At 68.8% G+C, this 21,847-nt stretch carries 20 protein-coding genes; 7 read left to right on the top strand and 13 right to left on the bottom strand.

Annotation, left to right across the window (positions count from 1 at the left end; all coding sequences use genetic code 11):
• Positions 1-61: 61 nt before the first annotated feature.
• Positions 62-1,072 carry a TRAP transporter substrate-binding protein gene (locus tag OC159_RS08995; RefSeq protein ID WP_265500811.1) on the bottom strand — a complete coding sequence of 337 codons (1,011 nt, stop codon included), beginning with the start codon at positions 1,070-1,072 and terminating at the stop codon, positions 62-64.
• 188 nt (positions 1,073-1,260) lie between these two features.
• Complete coding sequence (gene ehuR, locus OC159_RS08990) at positions 1,261-2,634, bottom strand: MocR-like ectoine utilization transcription factor EhuR (RefSeq protein ID WP_265500810.1); 1,374 nt, start codon at positions 2,632-2,634, stop codon at positions 1,261-1,263.
• Positions 2,635-2,706: 72 nt separating this feature from the next.
• On the opposite strand from ehuR, the gene OC159_RS08985 reads away from it, so the two are divergent.
• The 3 genes from OC159_RS08985 (at position 2,707) to OC159_RS08975 (ending at position 6,143) form a co-directional block, all read left to right on the top strand.
• Positions 2,707-3,186 carry an Lrp/AsnC family transcriptional regulator gene (locus OC159_RS08985; RefSeq protein WP_265500809.1) on the top strand — a complete coding sequence of 160 codons (480 nt, stop codon included), beginning with the start codon at positions 2,707-2,709 and terminating at the stop codon, positions 3,184-3,186.
• A gap of 114 nt (positions 3,187-3,300) precedes the next feature.
• On the top strand, positions 3,301-4,761 hold the full coding sequence (locus OC159_RS08980; protein ID WP_265500808.1) for an NAD-dependent succinate-semialdehyde dehydrogenase: 1,461 nt from the start codon (positions 3,301-3,303) through the stop codon (positions 4,759-4,761).
• 11 nt (positions 4,762-4,772) lie between these two features.
• Positions 4,773-6,143: an aspartate aminotransferase family protein gene (locus tag OC159_RS08975; RefSeq protein WP_265500807.1), complete on the top strand. Its 1,371-nt coding sequence runs from the start codon at positions 4,773-4,775 to the stop codon at positions 6,141-6,143.
• Positions 6,144-6,227: 84 nt separating this feature from the next.
• Here the strand turns inward: OC159_RS08975 and OC159_RS08970 are convergent, their stop codons facing one another.
• The 3 genes from OC159_RS08970 to rpmG all read right to left on the bottom strand — a co-directional run bounded on the left by OC159_RS08970 (position 6,228) and on the right by rpmG (position 7,885).
• Positions 6,228-6,764 carry a nucleotidyltransferase family protein gene (locus tag OC159_RS08970; RefSeq protein ID WP_265500806.1) on the bottom strand — a complete coding sequence of 179 codons (537 nt, stop codon included), beginning with the start codon at positions 6,762-6,764 and terminating at the stop codon, positions 6,228-6,230.
• Positions 6,761-7,594 (bottom strand): XdhC family protein, encoded by an 834-nt coding sequence (locus OC159_RS08965; protein ID WP_265500805.1) that lies wholly within the window; start codon positions 7,592-7,594, stop codon positions 6,761-6,763. The genes OC159_RS08970 and OC159_RS08965 overlap by 4 nt, the downstream gene beginning before the upstream one ends.
• 123 nt (positions 7,595-7,717) lie before the next feature.
• Complete coding sequence (gene rpmG / locus OC159_RS08960) at positions 7,718-7,885, bottom strand: 50S ribosomal protein L33 (RefSeq protein ID WP_265500804.1); 168 nt, start codon at positions 7,883-7,885, stop codon at positions 7,718-7,720.
• A 198-nt stretch (positions 7,886-8,083) separates the two neighbouring features.
• Here rpmG and modA point away from each other — a divergent pair, with 198 nt between their 5' ends.
• The 4 genes from modA to OC159_RS08940 all read left to right on the top strand — a co-directional run bounded on the left by modA (position 8,084) and on the right by OC159_RS08940 (position 13,816).
• Positions 8,084-8,839 carry a molybdate ABC transporter substrate-binding protein gene (gene modA / locus OC159_RS08955; RefSeq protein WP_265500803.1) on the top strand — a complete coding sequence of 252 codons (756 nt, stop codon included), beginning with the start codon at positions 8,084-8,086 and terminating at the stop codon, positions 8,837-8,839.
• Positions 8,829-9,524 carry a molybdate ABC transporter permease subunit gene (gene modB / locus OC159_RS08950; protein WP_265500802.1) on the top strand — a complete coding sequence of 232 codons (696 nt, stop codon included), beginning with the start codon at positions 8,829-8,831 and terminating at the stop codon, positions 9,522-9,524. Before modA ends, modB begins: the two co-directional genes overlap by 11 nt.
• Complete coding sequence (modC, locus tag OC159_RS08945; protein ID WP_265500801.1) at positions 9,521-10,528, top strand: molybdenum ABC transporter ATP-binding protein; 1,008 nt, start codon at positions 9,521-9,523, stop codon at positions 10,526-10,528. Before modB ends, modC begins: the two co-directional genes overlap by 4 nt.
• A gap of 105 nt (positions 10,529-10,633) precedes the next feature.
• A complete protein-coding gene (locus OC159_RS08940; protein ID WP_265500800.1) occupies positions 10,634-13,816 on the top strand; it encodes a DEAD/DEAH box helicase in 3,183 nt (1,060 codons plus the stop codon).
• 207 nt (positions 13,817-14,023) lie between these two features.
• Here OC159_RS08940 and OC159_RS08935 read toward each other — a convergent pair whose 3' ends face one another.
• From OC159_RS08935 to rpiA, 8 genes are all read right to left on the bottom strand, one after another.
• Positions 14,024-14,578, bottom strand: coding sequence for a glutathione S-transferase family protein (locus tag OC159_RS08935; protein ID WP_265500799.1), 555 nt, complete (start codon positions 14,576-14,578; stop codon positions 14,024-14,026).
• Between the two features lie 25 nt (positions 14,579-14,603).
• On the bottom strand, positions 14,604-14,855 hold the full coding sequence (locus OC159_RS08930) for a hypothetical protein (protein WP_265500798.1): 252 nt from the start codon (positions 14,853-14,855) through the stop codon (positions 14,604-14,606).
• Positions 14,856-14,973: 118 nt separating this feature from the next.
• On the bottom strand, positions 14,974-15,297 hold the full coding sequence (locus OC159_RS08925; RefSeq protein ID WP_265500797.1) for a 2Fe-2S iron-sulfur cluster-binding protein: 324 nt from the start codon (positions 15,295-15,297) through the stop codon (positions 14,974-14,976).
• Between the two features lie 84 nt (positions 15,298-15,381).
• Positions 15,382-16,770 (bottom strand): DegQ family serine endoprotease, encoded by a 1,389-nt coding sequence (locus OC159_RS08920; RefSeq protein ID WP_265500857.1) that lies wholly within the window; start codon positions 16,768-16,770, stop codon positions 15,382-15,384.
• A gap of 388 nt (positions 16,771-17,158) precedes the next feature.
• On the bottom strand, positions 17,159-18,376 hold the full coding sequence (gene hflC / locus OC159_RS08915) for a protease modulator HflC (RefSeq protein WP_265500796.1): 1,218 nt from the start codon (positions 18,374-18,376) through the stop codon (positions 17,159-17,161).
• Complete coding sequence (gene hflK, locus OC159_RS08910; RefSeq protein ID WP_265500795.1) at positions 18,376-19,590, bottom strand: FtsH protease activity modulator HflK; 1,215 nt, start codon at positions 19,588-19,590, stop codon at positions 18,376-18,378. Before hflK ends, hflC begins: the two co-directional genes overlap by 1 nt.
• 114 nt (positions 19,591-19,704) lie before the next feature.
• A complete protein-coding gene (gene gorA / locus OC159_RS08905; protein WP_265500794.1) occupies positions 19,705-21,084 on the bottom strand; it encodes a glutathione-disulfide reductase in 1,380 nt (459 codons plus the stop codon).
• Between the two features lie 4 nt (positions 21,085-21,088).
• Positions 21,089-21,844 carry a ribose-5-phosphate isomerase RpiA gene (rpiA, locus tag OC159_RS08900; RefSeq protein ID WP_265500793.1) on the bottom strand — a complete coding sequence of 252 codons (756 nt, stop codon included), beginning with the start codon at positions 21,842-21,844 and terminating at the stop codon, positions 21,089-21,091.
• Between the last annotated feature and the right edge of the window lie 3 nt (positions 21,845-21,847).

Below are 21,847 nucleotides of genomic sequence, written 5' to 3'. Positions count from 1 at the left end.
TCCATCTGGATGTGTCAGCGGAACCGGTCGCGCGGGCGGCCGGTTCCCTGCGAACCCGCAATCAACTGTTTGCGGCGGCCTCCAGGTCGGCCTTCATCTGGTCCAGCACCTCCTGCGCCCGCGGGCCGCCGATTTCCAGGAAGGTGTTCTCGACCTCTCCGGCGGTTTCGCGGAAGGGGGCGCGCTGCTCCTCGGTCAGCGTCGTGACCGTCATCGAGGGCTTGGCCTCCATGATCTTGTCCAGCGACTCCTGCGTCAGGCCCTGCTGGTATTCGATGATGTGGTCGAAGGCCGCCTGGGTGGCATTGTCGATGACCTGCTGGTCCTCATCGGGCAGACCGTCATAGAAGTCCTTGTTGGCCATCAGCGCGGTGGTGAAGTTGTTGTGGCCAAGGCGCGTGATGTGGTCGGTGACTTCGTACATGCGCGTGGATTCGATGAAGAAGGCGGGATTTTCCTGACCGTCGATGATGCCGGTCTGCAACCCGCCATAGACCTCGCCCCAGGGCAGCGGGGTGGGCGTCGCGCCAAAGGCCTGATAGCTTTCGACCAGCAGCGGGTTGGTCATCACGCGGACCTTGACGTCGTTCAGGTCCTCCGGCGACTGGACCGGCTGGTCGGTGGTCAGCATGACCTCGCCTTCGGGGTACATGGTCAACAGCTCCAGCCCCTGCTCGGCGTAAAGCTCGGGGAAGATGTTGTTGATGGTTTCCGAGTTGCGGAAGAAGCTGACCAGCTGGTCCTGGTCCTCGGGCAGCAGGTAGGGCACGAAAAAGACCTGCGCCTCGGGGATCAGGGCGCCGGTAAAGCCGGGCGACTGGTTCACGAACTGCAGGATGCCCGATTGCGTCTGTTCCAGGATGTTGTCGGATTCGCCCAGCGTACCAAACGGGAACAGCTGCACCTCGTGGTCGGAATTCGCCTCGACCTCCTCCTTGAACTTCTGGGCGAAGACGCCCTGCACCTCGTCCAGCGCCTCCTCGAAGGCATAGCGCCAGGTGTCTGCCATTGCCGTGCCCGATCCCAGGATCAGGGCTGCAAGGCTGGCGGTCGTCAGGGTCTTGATGGTCATGGTTACCTCCTGCTTCGGGACCGTTCCGGCGGTTGCGCCATCGGCCCCTGGGGTTGCGGATTCGGGCCCGTCCGGCCCGTTCCCGCTTGGCCCGAGAGTTCGGGCGAAGCGGATTCCAAGTCAATTCCTAGATTAAATCATGACAATTCTGACGGGGGGTGTCAAACCGGTGACCGGAAACAGCGGTTTCAGATGCGGCTGTCGGGCGGCAGGATTGCCGATACGATGCGCAGCGCCTGTTCCAGATCGCGCATGGGCGCACCACCCAGAGTGATCCTCAGCGCCGGTCCCGACGGCAGCACGGCAAAGCCCGCGCCGGGGGCCAGCGCCACCTGGTGCGACAGGGCCTCGGCCAGCACGACGGCCTCGTCGCAACCATCCGGCAGCGGCAGCCATCGGTGCAGGCCGTGCAGGAACCCTTGCGCACGCGGTCCCAGCACGCGGGTCGCAAGCCGGTTGCGGGCGGCAAGCTCCGCCCGCTGCGCCGCCAGCAACGCGTCGGCCGTACCGCCGGAGATCCAGTCCTGCGCAATCTCGGCCATCAGGGGCGTCGCCATCCAGGCCATCGACAGGTGCCGGTTCAGCGCGACCTCTGCCCAATCTTCGGGCATGGCAAGAAAACCCAGCCGCAGCCCCGGCGAAAGGCATTTCGACAGGCCGGTGAAATAGAAGCTGCGTTCGGGCGCAAAGCTGGACAATGCCGGCGGGCGACGGGGCGGCATCGGCCCCGTCGGATCGCTCTCCAGGATCATCAGCCCCGCCACGGCGGCGGCCTGCGCCAGCGCCTCGCGCCGCTCGCGGTCGATGATCCGCGCGTGCGGCCCCCCGCCCGACGGCAGCAGGAAGACCGCCCGCATCCGCCCGCCCGACGCCCGCGCCGCCGCAATCAGCGCGTCGGGGTCCATGCCGCGGTCGTCGCCGGGAACGCCCTTCAGCCGCAGATGCAGCGCCTGCGCGGCGGGGCGCAGCGTGTGGCAGGTGGCGGATTCGGTCGCGATGATGTCGCCGGGCTGGGCCACCGTCATCAGCGCGACGAACATGCCGGGTGTGGTGCCGTTGGTAATCAGGATGCGCTGCGCCGGCACCACCAGCCCGCAACGCGCCAGCCACGCCGCCGCCATCCCGCCATAGAGCGACATGGTCTGGCGCGGCCGAAAGGATAGCATTGCGGGGTCGGGCAACCGGTCGGCCAGCCGCACCAGCGTCTCGGACCAGGCCGTGCGGATCTGCGGCAGGCGCACGGGGGTCATCATCGACAGGTCGATCGGCGGGCGGTCGGTGGGGGCGCGGAACCAAGGGACCTCGATCGTTTCTCGCGGCCCCGACTTCACGAAGCTGCCCCGCCCCACCTCGCCCGAGATCAGGTCGGCGCGGATCAGCTCCTCATACGCCCGGCTGACGGTCTGCACGCTGACGCCCAGCTGCCAGGCCAGGTCGCGATGCGGCGGCAGGCGCTGGCCGGGCCGCAGGCTGCCCGCGTCGATGGCCGCAGCGATTCCCTGGGCAAGGCTGCGATAGGCGGGGCGAGAGATGTCCTCGCGTCGGAGGGGCCAGTGCGACATGGCCGCAAGATCACCGCGCAAGCGCCGGTTGTCCAGATTGACAACGGGTGCGGCGGCGGGAACAAGCGGGGAATGACACAGCGCGCCCTCCGCCTCGACGACCGCGACATCGCGATCCTTGCGACCCTGTCGCGCGAAGGCCGCATCGCCAAGACCGAACTGGCCGCCCGCGTGAACCTGTCGCCGACGCCCTGCTGGGACCGCATGAAGCGGCTGGAACAGGCGGGCCTGATCCGCGGATACCGCGCGCAGATCGACTTGGCCGCCCTTGGCCCCCATGTGCAGGTCTTCGTCACCGTCGAACTGGACAGTCACCGCGCCGAAAGCTTTCAGGTCTTCGAACGCACGGTCGCGCGGATGGAGGCCGTGACCGGCTGCTGGGCCATCGGCGGGGGCTACGACTACCTGATGCAGGTGGTGGCGCGCGACGTGGCCGCCTTTCAGGGGCTGATGGACGGCTTGCTGGAAAGCCGCGCGGGCGTCAGGCGGTATTTCAGCTATATCGTCACCAAGCCGGTTAAGGACGAACCCCCGGCCAGCGCGCTTCTCTAGGAGAAACCCTCGGCCCTTGGCGCGGCGAACAGAGGAATCCTCTGCCCCGGCCCGCACCTTCAGGCAAATCCCCTGCCCTGCCCGCACCATCCTTGCCCCGACAAGGAGGTGACCATGTTCGACGACCATCACAGCCCGCTGCCCGAACGCCTGTGCGACAACGGCCTGCTGCCCGGCCGCGGCGACTTTCCGGCCGAGGGACGGCTGGCGGTGCGCGACCCGGCCACCGGCGGCCTTGTGGCGCAGGTTGCGGTCAGCGACGCCAACGGTGCGCGCAAGGCGGTCGATGCGGCGCAGGCGGCGTTCCCATCCTGGGCCGCCATGCTGCCGCAGCACCGCGCCGACATCCTGCACCGCTGGCACGCGCTGATCCTTGAGGCAAAGGAGGACCTGGCCCGGATCATGGTCGCCGAACAGGGCAAGCCCATCAGCGAAGCGCGCGGAGAGATCGACTATGCCGCCAGCTTCGTGCAGTTCTATGCCGAGGAGGCGCTGCGCCCCAACATCGAAGGCGTGACCAGCCACCTGCCCGATGCCGAGATGGAGTTGTGGCGCGAACCCGTGGGCGTGGCCGCACTGGTGACGCCCTGGAACTTTCCCTGCGCGATGATCACCCGCAAGGCCGCCGCCGCCCTAGGTGCGGGCTGCACGGTCGTCATCCATCCCTCGGCCGAGACGCCGCTGTCGGCGCTGGCGCTGGCGGTTCTGGCGCAGCGGGCGGGGTTTCCGGCGGGCGTCGTGAACACGGTCATCGGCGACGCCGCGACCATCGTGGGCGAATGGACCGCCGATGCACGGGTGCGGGCGCTGTCCTTCACCGGGTCCACGGAAGTTGGACGGCTCCTCTATCGGCAATCCGCCGACACTGTGAAGCGGCTGGTGATGGAACTGGGCGGGCACGCGCCGTTCATCGTCTTTCCAAGCGCCGATCTGGACCGCGCCGTGACCGAGGCCGTGAAGGCCAAGTTCGCGACCTCGGGTCAGGACTGCCTGGGCGCGAACCGCTTCTATATCCACCGCGATGTCTATGACGACTTCTGCGCACGGTTCACGGCGGCTGTCGACAGGCTGACCCTGGCGCCGGGGATGCAGGACGCGGACCTGGGTCCGCTGATCCATGAGCGTCAGGTGGCCAAGCAGCTGGCGCATGTCCGGGACGCGGTGGCGCATGGCGCGCGCATCCTGACCGGCGGCGAGGTCGCGGCCGATCTGGGCCCGCTGTTCTTCAAGCCGACCGTCCTTGCCGATGTCACGGACGATGCCGCCATCATGCGCGAGGAAACCTTTGGGCCCGTCGCGGCGCTGTCGCCCTTCGATACCGAGGAGGAGGTCGTCGCCCGCGCGAATGCCAGCGAATACGGGCTGATCGCCTATGTCCACAGCCAGGACCCGCGCCGGATCTATCGGGTCAGCCGGGCGTTGCAATACGGCATGGTCGCCGTGAACCGCACCAAGGTCACCGGCGCGCCGATCCCCTTCGGGGGGATGAAACAGTCCGGGCTGGGCCGCGAGGGCGCGCGCCAGGGCCTCGAGGCCTTTACCGAAATCAAGTATGTTTGCCGCGATTGGGCATGAGGAGAGATGCGATGCTGACGAATGACGAACTGGCGAAATGGGACCGCGAAAGCTTCATGCACCCCTCGACCCATCTGGCGCAATTTGCGCGGGGCGAGGCGCCGCAGCGCATCGTCACCGGGGGTGAAGGAGTCTACATTCAGGACCGCGACGGCAATCGCCTGCTGGACGGCTTTGCGGGACTTTACTGCGTGAACGTCGGCTATGGTCGGCAGGAGATCGCGGAAGCCATCGCCACGCAGGCGCGCGAACTGTCCTATTACCACGCCTATGCGGGCCACGGGTCCGAGGCGTCGATCACCTTGGCCAAAATGGTCATGGACCGCGCGCCCGAGGGCATGGCGCGGGTCTATTTCGGCCTCGGCGGCTCGGACGCGAACGAGACGAACATCAAGCTGGTCTGGTATTACAACAACATCCTGGGCCGTCCGAAGAAGAAGAAGATCATCAGCCGCTGGCGGGGATATCACGGATCTGGCTTGATGACCGGGTCGCTGACCGGGCTAGAGCTGTTCCACAAGAAGTTCGACCTGCCGCTGGACCAGGTGATCCACACCGAGGCGCCCTATTACTTCCGCCGTCCCGACGCCTCGATGTCCGAGGGCGATTTCGTCGGCTATTGCGTCGAGAAGCTGGAGGCGCTGATCGAGGCCGAGGGCGCCGACACCATCGCCGCCTTCATCGGAGAGCCGGTGCTGGGCACGGGCGGCATCGTCCCGCCCCCGGCCGGTTACTGGAAGGCCATCCAGGCGGTGCTGGAGGCGCATGACATCCTGCTGATCGCCGACGAGGTCGTGACCGGCTTTGGGCGGCTTGGAACGATGTTCGGCTCTGACCATTACGGCATGAAGCCGGACCTGATCACCAGCGCGAAGGGCCTGACCAGCGCCTATGCGCCGCTGTCGGCGTCGATCGTCGGTCAGAAGATGTGGGACGTGCTGGAGCGTGGCACGGACGAGAACGGCGTCCTGGGCCACGGCTGGACCTATTCGGCCCATCCGATCGGCGCGGCGGCGGGGATCGCCAACCTCAAGCTGATCGACAGCATGGGCCTGGTCGAGAACGCGGGCACCGTCGGCGCCTATCTGAATGACCGGATGCAGGCGGCGGTGGGCGACCACGCCCATGTGGGCGAAGTGCGCGGAGAAGGAATGCTCTGTGCGGTGGAACTGGTCGCGGATCGCGATGCACGGCGCTTCTTTGCCGCGTCCGAGGGCAAGGGCGCAAAGGTCGTGGCGGCAATGCTGAAGCGCGGCGTCATCGCCCGGGCCATGCCGCAGGGCGATATCCTGGGCTTCGCCCCGCCGCTGTGCCTGACGCGCGACGAAGCCGACCGTATCGTCGAGGTCACGGCCGAGTCGATTGCCGAGGTGCTGGGCTGATTTGCGTCCCGCGACGGCGGGGGGACTGGGCGTCCCCCCGCACCCCCCGCCGTCGCCCGGCTTCTGGTGATCGCTCCGACGACGTCAGACGATCTGGTTCGGCAGATCGACGTCCCGAAGCAGCGCCGGGGCATGAACGAGCCGACGTTCCGGCAGGTCGCGCAGCAGCCCTGCGGCACCCCGGTCACCACATGAGGTCGCCAACCGGGGCAACCAGGCGCGGGGAAAACAGGCCGGCGGCATCGGCCGCTGCCCGTCGTGGCTGGCGGCGGGGCTCTCGTGGGTCGTACGATCCAGAACCTGCGCCAGCAGATCCGGCGTGACATCAGGCATGTCGCCAAGCGCGATAACTAGCCGGTCGGGCTGGCCTGCCTCGGCCAGGCCCGCGCGCAGGCTGTCGGACTGCTCCTTGCTGATGATCTCGACGATCCGGAACCCGGTCAGCAGCGGCCGCAGCGCCGGGTTGGCGATGACGGCGATGCGGTGATCAAGCGGTGCGCGGCGCATGGCATCGGCGGCATGCTGCACCAGCGGCCGCCCGTACACCAGGGCCAGCAGCTTGTCGGCAGGCCCGAAACGCCGCGATGCGCCCGCCGCCAGCAGCAGGCCGGTGCGGATCATCCGGTGACGGCCTCGTAGGCGGCCAGGATCTCGGTCAGGGCCGAGGCCGCGATCAGGCGCGGGTCGCGGGCGGGTGCGGTGACGCCGATCGGACCGCGAAGCCGCGACAGCGCCTCGGGTGGGATGCCGGCATCCGTCAGAGAAGCCAGCCGCGCCGCCTGCGCCCGTGTGGACCCCAGCGCTCCGATATAGAAGGCTTCGGACGACAGCGCGCGCTTCAAGGCGGGCAGTTCCCGGTCGTGGTCGTGGAACAGCGTCACCACTGCGCTGAAGGCATCCGGTTGCGCCTCGGCCCCGATGGAGGGCAGGTCCAGCGCCGCCACCAGCGCGGTCAGCGCCTGCGCCTCGTCGCCCTCGCCATGGATCTGGAACGCGGGCGGAGGCGGAAGGCGCAGGTGGAAGTTGCCCGGCCCCCCCGCACTGTCGCGGCAGAGTGTCCCCGTCTGCAAATCGAGGCACCATTCCCCCGTGCGGCGACGGATGCGGTCGTCCCAGATCGCGCCCAGCCAATCGGGGTCCGGCCTGTGGATCAGCGCGATCTGCACCTGCCCGCCGCAGGGCAGCGGCAGGTCCACCGGCCCACCCTGGCCATAAACCAGCCGGGTCACCGGACCGGGACGATCCAGATGCGTTGCGATGTCGGCGTCGATGCAGCCGGCACCAAGCCGCCCGACGCGCCCGCCATCAGGCCAGAGCGCCATCATCGCCCCGGGACGCCGGGGAAAGCCGCCGCTGGACCCCGTCAGCAGGGCCAGAGCGCCGCCGGGGCGCGCCAGAAGTGCCTTGACCGGGCACAGGGGCAAGGCGGCAACAGGGGAGGAAATCGTCATGGGAACTGTCCGTGGTCAAGGCGCAGCCTTGGCAACGCGTTCGGGCCGGATTCGTTCCCCGAAAAACCGAAAGGCCGCGTCCTCGGCGGGACGCGGCCTCGCAGGCACAAGCTGGGGCAGACCTTACTTGATCTTGCCTTCCTTGTAGTCGACATGCTGACGGACGACAGGGTCGTATTTCTTCACGGTCATCTTTTCCGTCATCGTGCGGGCGTTCTTCTTGGTCACGTAGAAGTGGCCGGTGCCGGCGGTCGAGTTCAGCCGGATCTTGATGGTGGTCGGCTTCGCCATGGTAATCGCTCCTGCTTCGGGGCAATCGCGCGCCGCAAACCCCGTGGAATTCGTATGAGTGCCGCCTTCTATACGCACCCACACCAGAGTCAACCTCCAAAGCGGCCAATTCGTCAACATGGGCGCCAGAAAGGACTTGCCCGCGGCGTCTTTCGAGACGATGTTTCCGCCCGGACATAACGAAACGGAGCCGCGCCGATGAAGCTTGCCGCCCTTTGCACCGCCGCGACGCTGACCTTGGCCGGCCCGGTGCTGGCCGAAGAGGTCACGGTCTTCGCGGCCGCCTCGATGAAGACGGCGCTGGACCGGATCGCCGCAGACTTCGAGAGCCGGACGGGGCACGACGTGACGCTGGTCTTTGCGGGGTCGAACCTCTTGGCGCGGCAGATTTCCGAAGGGGCGCCGGCCGACGTGTTCCTGTCGGCCTCGCCCCAGTGGATGGACGTGGTCGAGGCCGAGGGGCTGGTCGTGCCGGGCACCCGCGCCGACCTTTTGGGCAACGACCTGGTGCTGGTCTCGGGCAACCCCGACCGCCAGACGGTCGAGGTGGGCCCGGGGCTGGACCTGCGGCAGCTGCTGGGCGACGGGCGCCTGGCGATGGCGCTGGTCGATTCAGTGCCGGCGGGGCAATATGGCAAGGCGGCGCTGACCAGCCTGGGGCTATGGGACAGCGTCGCCGACCGCGTGGCGCAGGCCGACAACGTGCGCGCGGCGCTGGCGCTGGTGGCGACGGATGAGGCGCCGCTTGGCATAGTCTATGCGACCGACGCGGCGGCTGATCCCGGGGTGACGGTCGTTGGCCGCTTCCCGTCGGCCAGCCACCCGCCGATCACCTACCCCGTGGCGCTGCTGACCGGCGCGGCCGATCCCGCCGACCGCGCCTTCCTCGATGCGCTGTCGGACCCTGCCGCGCAGCAGGTCTTCCGCGACCAGGGCTTCGCCCTTGCCCGCTGACTGGCTGTCCGCCGACGAATGGCAGGCCGTGGCGCTCAGCCTTCGGGTGTCGTTCTGGGCGGTCCTCTGCAGCCTGCCGCTTGGCATCCTGACCGCGCATGCGCTGGCGCGCTGGCGCTTTCCGGGGCGGCAGGCGCTGAACGTGGTGGTCCACCTGCCGCTGATCCTGCCGCCGGTCGTGACCGGATACCTGCTGCTTTTGGCCTTCGGGCGGCGCGGGCTGATCGGGCAATGGCTGGAGCCGCTGGGGATCGTCTTCGCCTTTCGCTGGACCGGCGCGGCGCTGGCCGCCGCCGTCATGGCCTTTCCGCTGATGGTCCGCGCCATCCGCCTGTCGATCGAGGCCGTGGACCCGCGTCTTGAACAGGCGGCGGCAACGCTTGGCGCGTCCCGTCCCTGGGTCTTCGCGACGGTGACGCTGCCGCTGATCCTGCCGGGCGTGCTGGCCGGGTCGGTCCTGGCCTTTGCCAAGGCGATGGGCGAATTCGGGGCCACGATCACCTTCGTGTCGAACATCCCCGGCCAGACCCAGACCCTGCCCTCGGCCATCTACACCCAGTTGCAGATCCCGGGGGCCGAGGCGCAGGCCGGGCGGCTGGTACTGGTCGCCATCGGCGTGTCGATTGCGGCGCTGCTGCTGTCGGAATGGCTGGCCCGCGCCGCCGCCCGCCGGGTCGGCGCATGAGCCTGTCGGTCAGTCTTGCCCACAGCTTGGGCGTGTTCCGCCTGAATGCCGCGTTCCAGGCGCCGCCGGGGGTGACGGCGCTCTTTGGCCCGTCGGGGGCGGGCAAGACCACGGTGGTGAACGCCGTGGCGGGGCTGCTGACCCCGGATGCCGGGCGGATCGAGGTCGGGAGCACCGTGCTTCTGGACCGCCGGGCGGGCATCGACCTGCCGCCCCACCGCCGGCGGGCGGGCTATGTCTTTCAGGACGCGCGGCTGTTCCCGCATCTGAACGTGCGGCAGAACCTGCTCTATGGCCGGTGGTTCGCGAGGGGCGGCGGACCTGAGCTGGCCGAGGTCGCTGACCTTCTGGGCCTCGGCGCCCTGCTGAACCGTCGACCGGCCGCTCTGTCGGGGGGCGAGGCGCAGCGCGTGGCGCTTGGCAGGGCGCTGCTGGCCCGCCCGCGCCTGCTGCTGTTGGACGAGCCTCTGGCCGCGCTGGACCAGGCCCGCAAGTCCGAGATCCTACCCTGGTTCGAGCGGCTGCGCGACCAGACGCGCATCCCCATCCTCTATGTCAGCCACTCGGCCGAGGAGATCGCGCGGCTGGCCACCACGGTCGTGCGGCTGGACCGGGGCCGCGTTACCGCGCAGGGCACCCCGTCCGAGGTTCTGGACCACGCCGCGCCGGGCGTCACCCTTGCCGCGACGCTCCGCGACTGTTGCGGCGGCGTTGCGCTGCTGGACACGCCTGCGGGGCCGCTGTCGCTGCCGGCCGCGTCACTGCCGCGGACAATGCGCCTGCGGATCGGCGCGGACACGGTGCTGATCGCTACGACATCGCCGCAAGGGCTGCTGGGGGCCACGGTCCTGCCCGCCATGCTGGAGGACGTGCGGGGCGACCTGCTGCACCTGCGGGCAGGGCACGCCCTGCTGCTGGCGCGACGGCCGCCGGGTCCCCTGCCCGCCCCCGGCACGCCCGTTCATGCCGTCCTGACGGTGCCGCCGCGCGTCCTTGCGGACTGACGCCCCTGCGGGCGGGGCCGCTGGAACAAAAGCGGCGGCCGGGGAATTTTGGGCGAAAGGCCCCAGTCGGCAGATGCCCTGGCCTGCCCCGGACCAGAGGTATCCATGGACGACCACGACCCGATCGCCGCCGAGGCCGTTGGCCTGCTTGACCGGCTTAATCCCGACACGCCCACCCTGCACGTCACCGACGGAGAGCGGCGCGCCGAGGAGCTTGCGCGTTTTCTGGCCGCCGTTCTGCCCGACCGGCAGGTGCTGTGCCTGCCGCCCTGGGACTGCCTGCCCTTCGACAGCGCCTCGCCCACGCCGGCCGCGATGGGGCGGCGCATGGCCGTCCTGCACCGCATGAAGGATGCCGCACCGGGCACCGTCGCCGTCATGACGGTGCAGAGCCTGCTGCAACGCCTGCCCCCCGAATCCGCCATCCGCAGCTTCCCCATCCGCGCCGGGCAGCCCCTCGACCTGCCCGCGCTTCGGGACTTCTGCAGTGGCGCGGGATACGAGGAGGACGAGCGCATCGACGAACCCGGAGAGGTCGCCTTCCACGGCACCACCGTCGAGATCTTTCCCGGCGGCGACAGGCTGCCCTGCCGGATCGAGCTGTCGGACCAGGGCGTCACGGCGATCCGCCGCTTCGATCCCGTCACGCAACGCTCGTTGAGCGAGGTCGAGGTCCTTGACCTGTTCCCGGTGACCGAACTTCCCCCCGATGTCGAGACCCGCGACCGAGGGGCCGAACATCGCCTGCCCCGCCACTACCCCCGCCTGACGACGGTCGCGGACCACCTGCCCGGCGCGCATCTGTCCATGGCGCCCTCGGTCCCCGCTGCGGGTCGCGTCCTGCTGGACCGCATCGCCGAGGCGCAGGCCGACGCCGCCGAAGGGGGCGCCGAACCACTGGCGGCCGACGCGCTTTATCTGGACCGCGACGCGTGGGCGGCGCTGGTGGATGGCGCAACGCTGCTGCCCGAACCGGAGGGGCAGCCCGTGCCCGCCTTTGCCGCGGAACGCCGGCCCCGAAACCGCCTTTCGCGCTTTCTGGACGATCAGGCCGGGGCCAAACGGCGCCTGCTCTTCACGGCGCATTCACCTGCCGAAGGAAAGCGGCTGCAGCGGATGCTGCGCCAGGCCGGCGGGGCAGAGCCGGCGCCCCTCGCCAGTTGGTCGGAGGCGAGGGAAAGCGGCAGCGCCCTCCTGGTCGCCGACCTGGGACGCGGCTTCGTCACCGGCGATCTTGCGGTCGTCACCGCCGCCGATCTTCTGGGCAGCCGCGCCCAGCAGCCCGACGACCTGTCGGTGTTCCAGTCCCCCTGGCAGGTCCAGGCCACCGGGATACAGATCGGCGATGTCGTTGTGCACGAGGATCACGGGCTTGCGCGGCTGGACGGGATCGAGTCGCTGGACGGCGACGAGGCGATCCGGCTGGTCTTTGCCAATGACGAACGCCTGCTGGTCCCCGCGCACGAGGCGGGCGGGATCTGGCGCTATGGCTCGGCCGATGCGGGCGTCACGCTGGACCGGCTCCGGGGCACGGCCTGGCGCAAGCGGCGCGACGCGACCCGCAAGGCTCTGGACCAGCTCGCGGAACAGCTTGTTGCGCTGGCGCGTGAACGATCGCAGGCCAGCGCGCCGAAGCTGGTTCCGCCGGGGCGCGACTTCGAACGATTCGTCGCCCGCTTTCCCTTCCCCGCCACACCTGACCAACTTGCGGCCACGCGAGAGGCGCTTGGGGACATGGCGTCGGGCCATCCGATGGACCGGCTGGTCGTGGGCGACGTCGGCTTCGGCAAGACCGAAATTGCGCTCCGCGCAGCTGCGGCCGCTGCCTTGGCAGGCCGGCAGGTCGCGATCGCCGCGCCCACCACGGTTCTGGCGCGGCAGCATGTCGAGACATTCCGCAAGCGTTTCGCCCCCTTCGGCATCCAGGTCGGTCACCTGTCGCGGCTGGTCACCGGAAAAGCGGCGGCCGAGGTGAAGGCAGGCCTTGCCGACGGCTCGATCCGCATCGTGGTCGGCACCCATGCCCTCGTCGGCAAGGGCGTCGCCTTCGCGGACCTGGGCCTGCTGGTCATCGACGAAGAGCAGCGGTTCGGCACGGCGCAGAAGCAGAAGCTGCGCGCCCTCGGCTCCGGCTGCCATGTGCTGTCGATGACCGCGACGCCCATCCCGCGAACGCTTCAGGGGGCGCTGGTCGGTCTGCAGGACCTCAGCGTGATCCGGACGCCGCCGGCACGGCGCCGCCCGATCCGCACGCTCATCGGCGGCGATGATGACGCGACCCTCCGCCAGGCCCTGCGACGAGAGCGCCGCCGCGGCGGGCAGAGCTTCGTCGTCGTTCCCCGGATCGAGGATATAGAGCCGGTCGCGGACCGCCTGCGCCAGCTGCTGCCGGACTTCGCGCTGCGAATCGCCCATGGCGAGCTGCCGGCGAAGCAGATCGACGCGACCATGGTCGCCTTCGCGCAAGGCGACGGTGACATCCTGCTGGCCACCGCCATCATCGAAAGCGGGCTGGACGTGTCGCGCGCGAACACGATGCTGGTGATCCGCCCGGCGCTGTTTGGGCTGGCGCAGCTGCACCAGTTGCGCGGGCGGGTCGGACGCGGCGCGGTGCAGGCGTATTGCTATCTGCTGAATCGCGAGGATGAGGAACTGTCGGAAGACGCGTTGAAGCGGCTTGGTACGCTGCAGGCCCTGGACAGGCTGGGCGCGGGCATGGCGATCAGCGCGGCCGACCTGGACCGGCGCGGGGCCGGCGACCTGCTGGGCGACCGGCAGGCGGGCCACGTCGAGCGTGTGGGGCTGGGTCTCTATCAGGAGATGCTTGCCGCAGCGCTCCGCCATGCGCGGGGCGAGGATACCCCGCCCCCCGCGCCGCAGATCGTCGGCGCGCCCGGCCTGATCCCGCAGGATCACGTTGCGGAACCCGAGACGCGGATCGACCTCTATCACCGCCTCGCGCGCGCCACCCTGCCGGAAGAGGTCGAGGCGCTGGACGCCGAGATCGCCGACCGCTTCGGCCCGCCGCCCCCGCCGCTGACCATGCTGTTGAAGGCCGCCGTGCTGCGCAGCCTTGCAGGGACGCTGGGGGTCGAGAAGGTGACCATGGGACCAGATGGCATCGCACTAGACTTTCATAAGGGGGCGGACCTGGCCGAGTTCGAAGCGGCAGCAGGAAAGCTGGACCTGGAGAGTCCCTCCAGGCACCGGCTGCTGCTGCGCCGAGAGTTTGATGACGATGACGAACGGCTGTTGACGGCGATCGACCTGCTGGAGCGGCTGACGTGATGCCCGCACGCAGCAAGTGGCTGTGGCGGCGACGTGTGCACGCTGGATGCCGTTGGCTGCCAGGACCGCCGGTTTTTGCACATGTGAAGAAAAGCCGGGTCCCCCTCTCGTCGCGGGAGGAAGATAGGGCGCGCCAGACAGCGGCCAAATCGAAAGCAGGCGCAGGATCGTCATTCAGCGACCGGGCTTACGCGGCCACCCCGCCCGCTAGAGCCACGGAGCTCCCGTCGTCGCGGCACGGAAGGCCGGGCGCGTCAGGCAGCGGTCGAGGTAGGCCCTTAGCGCAGGTCTGTCTTCCAGCGGCCCGAGCTGCGCGGCAATCCAGACGGCATAGCCCATCTGGCAATCCGCGCCGCTGAAATGGCTGAGCAGCCACTCCGACCCGTCCAGCCGATCCGCAAGAAGATCAAGTGACGAGGCCAGCCGCCCGGCACCGCCGGGGGTGTTGCGGGCGGCGACAAGGTGCAGCAGGGTCTCGGCGAAGTGCAGCCAGTCCAGCCAGCCGATCCGCCCCGAAGCACCGGGCGCGCGCCAGAACTGCGGCGCGCGCGTCTCGCAGAGCCACTCGGTCATGGCGCCGGTCTCGTGCATCTTGACGTCGCCGTCGCGCAGCGCGGGGGACCGTTCGGGATGCAGCGCCGCGTCCAGATCGGCGGGCGCTGGCAGGATCTCCAGCCGATAGGGGCAGCCGACTTCGTCCAGCAGCCACAGGATGCGGACCGACCGGGAAAACGGAACATGCCACAGGACCAGGCCCGTCATGGGCGACCCCGTGCCGGCGCCACCGTCAGGCCGAGGGCTGGTAGCGGCGCAGCACAAGCTCGTACCCGCCGCTGTTGCTATCGTCCTTGCTGGGCTGCGCGCTTTCCAGCAGCACCTTCTCGCAATGGCCGTCGAAGTCGATCATGCCGTCCCGGGGTTCAGCAAGCGCGTCCGCGTCGGGTACGGACGTGGTGTGGAAGCGGACGTAATCGCCGCCCGCCTCGACAGTGCCTTCCATCGGCGGTACGCCCTCGAAGGTCAGCTTGGCCGTGGTCATGGTCATCCTCCTGCGTATTTGGACCTTGTCAGGCGGGCCATGTCGTCATGGCAGCCGCCGCAATCGCAAGGTCCAACGCAGGCCGGGGCGGCCGGGATCCAACGGCCGCCGGATACCGTCAGATCTGCCGTTCGGGCATGGTGACCACAAGCCCGTCCAGGTCCTCGGTCACCTTGATCTGGCAGGTCAGGCGGGACCGCTCGGCGTCGGGCTGATAGGCGAAGTCCAGCATGTCCTCCTCCATCGGGTCGCGCGGAGGCAGCTTGTCCAGCCATGCGGGGTCGACATAGACATGGCAGGTCGAACAGGCGCAGGCGCCGCCGCAATCGGCGTCGATGCCGGGAATGCCGTTGTCGCGCGCACCCTCCATCACGGTCATGCCGGGGCGGACCTCGACGTCGTGACGGGTGCCGTTGTGTTCGATATAGGTAATCTTCGCCATGCTCGTTCCCTTCTGTCCAGACCGAGTTAGGCGATCACCCCCCATTTGAAAAGGGGCAGCCGATCAGGCCGCCCCTCTGGTCGTTCACTCGGCCGTGGCCTCTTCTTCGGCCAGCGGCAGCGCCAAAAACAGCGGCTCACCGCCGCGGCGGATCAACATCAGCACGGATCGGCGGCCGGCGTCGCGGGCTTCCTGGATCTGCGCCTCGAGGTCGGCGACCGACGCGACGGGCTGCTGGTTCACCTCGGTGATGACGTCGCCTGCGGCCAGGCCCTTTTCGGCCGCCGCGCTTTCGGCGTCGACGCCGGTGATGACCAGCCCCTGGCTGTCGCCCGACGCACCCAACTCTGCCGCCATTTCGGGCGTCAGCGGGATCACGGTCATGCCCAGCACATCCGATTCAGTCGGCTCGTCCGGCGTCTCTGCCTCGGCGACACCCTGCGCGGTCTCTCGGCGGCCCAAGGTCACGTCCAGCGTCTCGCTTTCGCCGTCGCGCTGGACAAGGACCTGCACCGTCTCGCCCGCGGGCGCTTCGGCAACCCGGCGGACAAGGCCACGCGTATCCTCGACCTCGGCACCGTCGAAGCTGGTGATCACATCGCCCATCTGCAGGCCGGCATCGCGCGCCGGGCCTTCGGGAACGTCCGTGATCATCGCGCCGCCCGCCTGTTCGAGACCAAGCGCCTCGGCCATTTCCGGGGTGACGTCCTGGATCATCACGCCCAACCAGCCGCGACGGGTCTCACCGAATTCGCGAAGCTGGTCGACGACCTGCGAGACGACGTTCGACGCCATCGAGAAGCCGATGCCGATCGAGCCGCCGTTGGGCGACAGGATTGCCGTGTTCACACCGACAACTTCGCCGTCCAGGTTGAACAGCGGCCCGCCAGAGTTGCCGCGGTTGATCGCCGCGTCGGTCTGCAGATAGTCGTCATAGGTGCCGGACAGTTCGCGGTTGCGGGCCGACACAATGCCCGAGCTGGCCGAAAAGCCCTGCCCCAGCGGGTTCCCCAGCGCCAGCACCCAGTCGCCAACGCGCGCGTCGTCGCTGTTGCCGAAGCGGACGAACGGGATGGCCTCCTCGCTCTCGACCTTCAGAAGCGCCACGTCCGTGTTCGGGTCAGTGCCGACGACCTCGGCCGGCAGCGTTTCGCCGGAATAGAACTCGACCTCGATCTGGTCGGCGCCCTCGATCACGTGGTTGTTCGTGACGACATAGCCGTCGGCCGAGATCACGAAGCCCGACCCCAGCGCGTTCGACCGCTGCGGCATCTGGCGCTGCTGTGGCATCCCTTCGGGGCCGCCAGGTACGCCGGGAAAGCCGAAGTCCCGGAACAGGTCGGAAAACGGGCTGCCTTCGGGAAGGACCGGGCCGCCGGGTCCGCCGGTCGGCTGCGACACGACCGAGGTCGTCGTGATGTTCACGACCGCCGGCGACACCTGCTCGGCAAGGTCGGCAAAGCTGCCCGGCATGACCTGAGCAGATTCGGTCGGCTCGGCTGCGGCACCAAGCGGCTGGTTGGCGTCGGCGGCCTCTTGCGCCTTCTGGCTGACCTCGGGAGAAACGTCGTCGTTGGCGGGCTCGACCACCTGCTGGGCGCCCGCATGGCCAAGGCCGACCACGAGGGCCAGCGCCGAAGCGGTCACGAGATGGCGAGGAAGAAGCGATTTCATGCTGGGTGTCCTCATCTTTCTGGGCAGCCCGGTCGTCGTTGCACGGCCTGCGCTGCGGTGCCTATGAACGCAATGTAGGTCAGAGTTGCAAATAAACCACGCTCGCGGAACGTGAACTCATTGTGACTTTTGTTGCAAGTCGTGAATGAAGAACGGGCAGAGGTCGCCCTCTGCCCGTTCTTCCGTTTCAGTTCGCCGGAACCTCTTCCGGCGCGGCTTCCGGAGCCTCTTCCGGGGCCGCTTCGGGCGCCGCTTCCGGGGCCTCGGCGGCGGGATCGGGCTGAGGGGCCCCGTTCTCGCCGATGGTGGCGTCGGGCATCAGGATCTCGCCGTCCTGCTGCGGCGGGGTGACCAGGCTTTCCGGGACCGGAGTCAGGCGGACGCCTGCGGATTCACCCAACCGGTTGCCTTCGCGGTCTGTCACCTCTGGCGTGACCAGTTCCTCGTCGTCTTCGGTGGTCGCCGGTGCGGTCACTGCCGCCGAGGAATCGCCCGGCGGCACGGGCGTCGGTGCCGGGTTGGCATTCGCCGACCCGTCGTTGGACAGGTAGGTGAAGAACTCGCTGTCCGGCTGCAGGACGATCGAGCTGTTCTCGCCGCGCAAGGCCCGCTGGTATGAGGTCAGCGACCGGGTGAAGGCGAAGAACTCGGGGTCGCGGCCATAGGCGTCGGCATAGATCGCGTTGCGCTGCGCATCGGCCTCGCCACGGACGATCTCGGCGCGGCGCTGCGCCTCGGATGTCAGCTCGACCACGGTCCGGTCTGCCGCCGCGCGGACCCGCTGCGCGGCCTCGCCACCGCGGGCGATCTCGTCGGCGGCCTCGCGTTCACGTTCGGCACGCATCCGGGCATAGGTCGCGGTCAGGTTCTGCTCGGGCAGGTCGGTGCGCGTCAGGCGCACGTCGATGATCTCGACTCCGAGACCGCCCGAGTTGCTGCGCGCCTCGTCGCGGATCTGGTTCATCAGCGTCGTGCGGTCGTCCGACAGGACCTGAGTCGACGGCACGGTGCCCAACACCTCGCGGATGGCGTTCCTGACGATCGGCTCCAGCCGCATCTGGGCGCCCTGCACGCCAGCGGTGCCGACAGCCTGGCGGAAGCGGACCGGATCGGTGATCCGCCAGCGGGCGAAGGCGTCGACCACCAGGCGGCGGTCATCCAGCGGCGTCACTTCCAGCGGGCTGGTCGGCAGTCCCAGGATGCGCCCATCATATTTCACCACGTTGTCGATCAGCGGGATCTTGAAGTTCAGTCCCGGCGCTTCCTGCACATCGACCACGCGGCCAAGGCGCAGCACGAGTGCCTTTTCACGTTCGTCGACGATGAACATCGCGGTCGCGGCCACGACCGCGACGACGATCAGCAGCGGGATCGCCAAGGCGCCTGCTATCCTGTTGCGGGCCATCAGTTCGTCCCTCCGCTGGTCGTGTTGATTGCGGCGGGTGCGGATGCACCTCCGCGCAGCTGGTCGAGCGGCAGGTATGGCACGATGCCCGAGCCCTGGCTGACGCCTTCGCCGATGATGATCTTGTTCACGTCGCCCAGCACCTGCTCCATCGTTTCCAGATACATCCGGCGGCGGGTCACTTCGGGGGCGTTCACGTATTCCTCGTAGATCGAGTTGAAGCGCGCGGCTTCACCGGCGGCGGTGTTCACCGCCTCGGCGCGATAGCCCTCGGCCTGCTCCAGCGCCTGCGCCGCGTCGCCGCGGGCCTGGGCCAGGACGCGGTTGGCATAGGCATCGGCCTCCTTCTCAAGCCGGTCGCGTTCCTGCTGGGCGGCCTGGACGGCACGGAAGCTGTCGATCACCTCCTCTGGCGGGTCGGCGCGGTCCAGGTTGACCCGGATCACGTTGATCCCGGACTGATAGGCGTCCAGCGTCGACTGCACCGATTCCTGCAGGTCGGACGCGATGGCGCCCCGGTCGCGGTTCAGGATCGGAGCAAGTTCCGACCGCGCGATGATGTCGCGCATGGCGGATTCGGCCACGGCGCGCATGGTGTCGGCGGGATCGGCCAGGTTGAACAGGTACTTCTCGGGATCCGAGATGTTCCAGACGACCTGGTATTCCATGTCCACGATGTTCTGATCACGGGTCAGCATCAGGCCGCTGTCCATCTCTCCGCCGCGCCCGGTGCCGATCTCGGTCACGCGTTCGTTGGTGACCGGCACGACCTCGGCGGTGACGAATGGCCAGGGGGCAAAGTTGAGGCCCTCGGTTCCGACGGCGACGGCGCGGCCGAACAGGAACTCGACCGACTGTTCGTTCGTCTGCACGCGGTAAAAGCTGGAAAACGCCCAGAGCGCCACCGCAGCCAGGCCCGCAATGGCCACGGTGGAGCGGTTCAGCCCAAAGTTCGGACCGCCCGGCCCGCGGCCACCGCCGCCGCCGGTGCCGCCCGATCCGCGGCCCCCCATCAGGACGCGCAGTCGTTCCTGGCCCTTCTTCATCAGGTCCTCGATCTCGGGACGCTGAGAGTCGCCGGGCCCCGGACGCCGCGATCCGTTCGGCGGCTGCTGGTCGTCCCAGGGACGGCCTGCCGGGCGCTTGTCCCGATCTCCGTCATCCCGGCCGCCATTGCCTCCGCCGCCTCCGCCCCAGGGGCCCTGATTTGCCATCGATGGTCCTTCTTTCGCTGGAAATTCCGTTAGTTGAAAACTGGGGCGCAGGGCTGAAATGTCAACCCTGCCCCGGCCCGTCAGCTGCGACCTGCGGCCGCGCCCACGGTTTTGTCAGCCGTGCAGGTCGCCGTGCCGGCGCGACGGCGCACGCATCGTGACAAGTTCCTCGGCCGCGGTAGGATGCACGGCGATGGTCGCGTCGAACTGCGCCTTGGTCGCGCCCATGCCGATGGGGATGGCGGCCAGCTGGATCATCTCTCCGGCTTCGGGGCCGAAGATGTGACAGCCCAGCACCCTGTCGGTCGCCGGATCGACCAGCAGCTTCATCATCACGCGGGCGTCGCTGCCCGCGAACATCGACCGCATGGGACGGAAGACGGTGGAATAGACATCGACCGGCCCGCGGACCTTCGCCTCTTCCTCGGTCAGGCCGACGGTGCCCAGTTCGTGCGGGCGCAGATAGACGGCGCTGGCCACGACCGAATGATCGACCTTGCGCGGCTTCGACCCGAACATCGTGTCGGCAAAGCTGTGACCCTCGCGGATCGCGACGGGCGTCAGGTTCACCCGGTCGGTCACGTCGCCCACCGCGAAGATCGAGGGCACGCAGGTCTGCGACCACTCATCCACCTCGATGGCGCCGTTCGGCTTCAGGCGGACTTCGGTATTCTCGAGCCCCAGGCCGCCGGTATAGGGCGTGCGCCCGGTCGCGAACAGCACCGCGTCGAAGCGGTCGCTGCTGCCGTCGTCGAAGGCGACCTCGATGCCGTCACCCACCTTGTCCAGCCGCGTGGGCGTCAAGCCTAGGCGCAGGTCGACGCCCACCGCGCTCAGCTGCAGGGTCGCCAGGTCGCGCGCTTCGCGGTCGAAGCCGCGCAGCACCGCGTCGCCGCGATAGACCTGCACAGCGTCGACCCCCAGCCCCGCCAGGATGGTCGAGAATTCGCAGGCGATGAAGCCGCCGCCGATCAGCAGCACACGCCCCGGCAGCTTGTCCATCAGGAACAGGTCGTCGGACACCATCCCCAGTTCCTCGCCCGGGATGCCGATCTTGGCCGGACGGCCGCCGGCGGCGATCAGGATATGACGCGCGGTCTTTCTGGTGCCGTCGGCCAGTTCCACCTCGTGGTGGCCTACAAGGGTCGCGCGCTGGTCGTGGACCTCCACCCCTGCCCGCTCGAGCCCGGCGCGATAGATCAGCTCCAGCCGGGACAGCTCGGCGTCCAGCTTTTCGCGGAAGATCTCCCAGCTGAAGGGGCCGGTCTGCGCGTCGGCCCAGCCATAGCCGCGCATCTCCTCGGCCATCAGCCCCGCCTGGGACGCGAAGATCATCAGCTTCTTCGGCACACAGCCGCGGATCACGCAGGTGCCGCCCATGCGGCTTTCTTCGGCCAGGCCCACCTTGGCGCCATGTTCGCCCGCCGCGATCCGCGCCGCGCGCACACCGCCCGAGCCGCCGCCGATCACGAACAGGTCATAGTCGAAAGTCACAGCTTCACTCTCCTTCGTTGGCCAGCAGGTCGGCGTCGATGTCGGCATCGCGTGCCAGTTCAACAACGGTGCCGTCCTTGCGCCCGATGATTGCCAGGTCGCACATGCCCAGGAACAGGCCATGTTCGACCACGCCGGGAATCGCCGCCAGCGCGCGCGCCAGGGCGGGCGCGTCGGGGATGCAGCCCAGGTGCAGGTCCAGGATCAGGTTGCCTTCGTCGGTGATGACCGGGTCGCTGCCCTTCAGGCGCTGCATCACGTCGTGGCCGCCCAGCTCCAGCTCGCCCAGGGCACGGCGGATCAGTTTGCGCGTGGTTTCGAACCCGAAGCCCAGGACCTCGACCGGCAGCGGGAAGGCCCCCAGCGTTTCCACGACCTTGCCGGGATCGGCGACGACCACCATGCGGTCGCTGGCGGCGGCGACGATCTTCTCGCGCAGATGCGCGGCCCCGCCGCCCTTGATCAGGTGCAGGTCGGGATCGACCTCGTCGGCGCCGTCGATGGTCATGTCCAGCCAGCCGATCTCGTCCAGGCTCTCGACCTTCAGACCGAGGCTTTGGGCCAGGTCGGCGGTTGCCTGGGACGTGGCGGCACAGCGCAGCGTCAACCCCTCGGCCGTGACGCGCGCGGCAAGCTCGCGCACCATGATCGCCGCGGTCGAGCCTGTGCCCAGCCCCAGCTTCATCCCGTCCTCGACCAGCGCGACGGCCGCCCTTGCGGCAGCCAGCTTGGCCGGATCGACCCCGGACGATTGCGACATGAC

It is taken from the genome of Paracoccus beibuensis (assembly GCF_026162625.1).
Lineage (GTDB): Bacteria > Pseudomonadota > Alphaproteobacteria > Rhodobacterales > Rhodobacteraceae > Paracoccus > Paracoccus beibuensis.
This window is presented reverse-complemented; position numbering and strand designations above follow the sequence as displayed.

Bases quoted from the DNA above. Each gene is read 5' to 3' on its own strand.
- OC159_RS08935 (WP_265500799.1), bottom strand. From the start codon at position 14,578: ATGACGGGCCTGGTCCTGTGGCATGTTCCGTTTTCCCGGTCGGTCCGC.
- OC159_RS08940 (WP_265500800.1), top strand. From the start codon at position 10,634: ATGGACGACCACGACCCGATCGCCGCCGAGGCCGTTGGCCTGCTTGAC.
- ehuR (WP_265500810.1), bottom strand. From the start codon at position 2,634: ATGTCGCACTGGCCCCTCCGACGCGAGGACATCTCTCGCCCCGCCTAT.
- OC159_RS08965 (WP_265500805.1), bottom strand. From the start codon at position 7,594: ATGACGATTTCCTCCCCTGTTGCCGCCTTGCCCCTGTGCCCGGTCAAG.
- OC159_RS08930 (WP_265500798.1), bottom strand. From the start codon at position 14,855: ATGACCACGGCCAAGCTGACCTTCGAGGGCGTACCGCCGATGGAAGGC.
- OC159_RS08920 (WP_265500857.1), bottom strand. From the start codon at position 16,770: ATGCCGGGCAGCTTTGCCGACCTTGCCGAGCAGGTGTCGCCGGCGGTC.
- modA (WP_265500803.1), top strand. From the start codon at position 8,084: ATGAAGCTTGCCGCCCTTTGCACCGCCGCGACGCTGACCTTGGCCGGC.
- OC159_RS08975 (WP_265500807.1), top strand. From the start codon at position 4,773: ATGCTGACGAATGACGAACTGGCGAAATGGGACCGCGAAAGCTTCATG.
- hflC (WP_265500796.1), bottom strand. From the start codon at position 18,376: ATGGCCCGCAACAGGATAGCAGGCGCCTTGGCGATCCCGCTGCTGATC.
- OC159_RS08980 (WP_265500808.1), top strand. From the start codon at position 3,301: ATGTTCGACGACCATCACAGCCCGCTGCCCGAACGCCTGTGCGACAAC.
- rpmG (WP_265500804.1), bottom strand. From the start codon at position 7,885: ATGGCGAAGCCGACCACCATCAAGATCCGGCTGAACTCGACCGCCGGC.
- OC159_RS08970 (WP_265500806.1), bottom strand. From the start codon at position 6,764: ATGATCCGCACCGGCCTGCTGCTGGCGGCGGGCGCATCGCGGCGTTTC.
- OC159_RS08995 (WP_265500811.1), bottom strand. From the start codon at position 1,072: ATGACCATCAAGACCCTGACGACCGCCAGCCTTGCAGCCCTGATCCTG.
- hflK (WP_265500795.1), bottom strand. From the start codon at position 19,590: ATGGCAAATCAGGGCCCCTGGGGCGGAGGCGGCGGAGGCAATGGCGGC.
- rpiA (WP_265500793.1), bottom strand. From the start codon at position 21,844: ATGTCGCAATCGTCCGGGGTCGATCCGGCCAAGCTGGCTGCCGCAAGG.
- OC159_RS08925 (WP_265500797.1), bottom strand. From the start codon at position 15,297: ATGGCGAAGATTACCTATATCGAACACAACGGCACCCGTCACGACGTC.
- OC159_RS08985 (WP_265500809.1), top strand. From the start codon at position 2,707: ATGACACAGCGCGCCCTCCGCCTCGACGACCGCGACATCGCGATCCTT.
- modC (WP_265500801.1), top strand. From the start codon at position 9,521: ATGAGCCTGTCGGTCAGTCTTGCCCACAGCTTGGGCGTGTTCCGCCTG.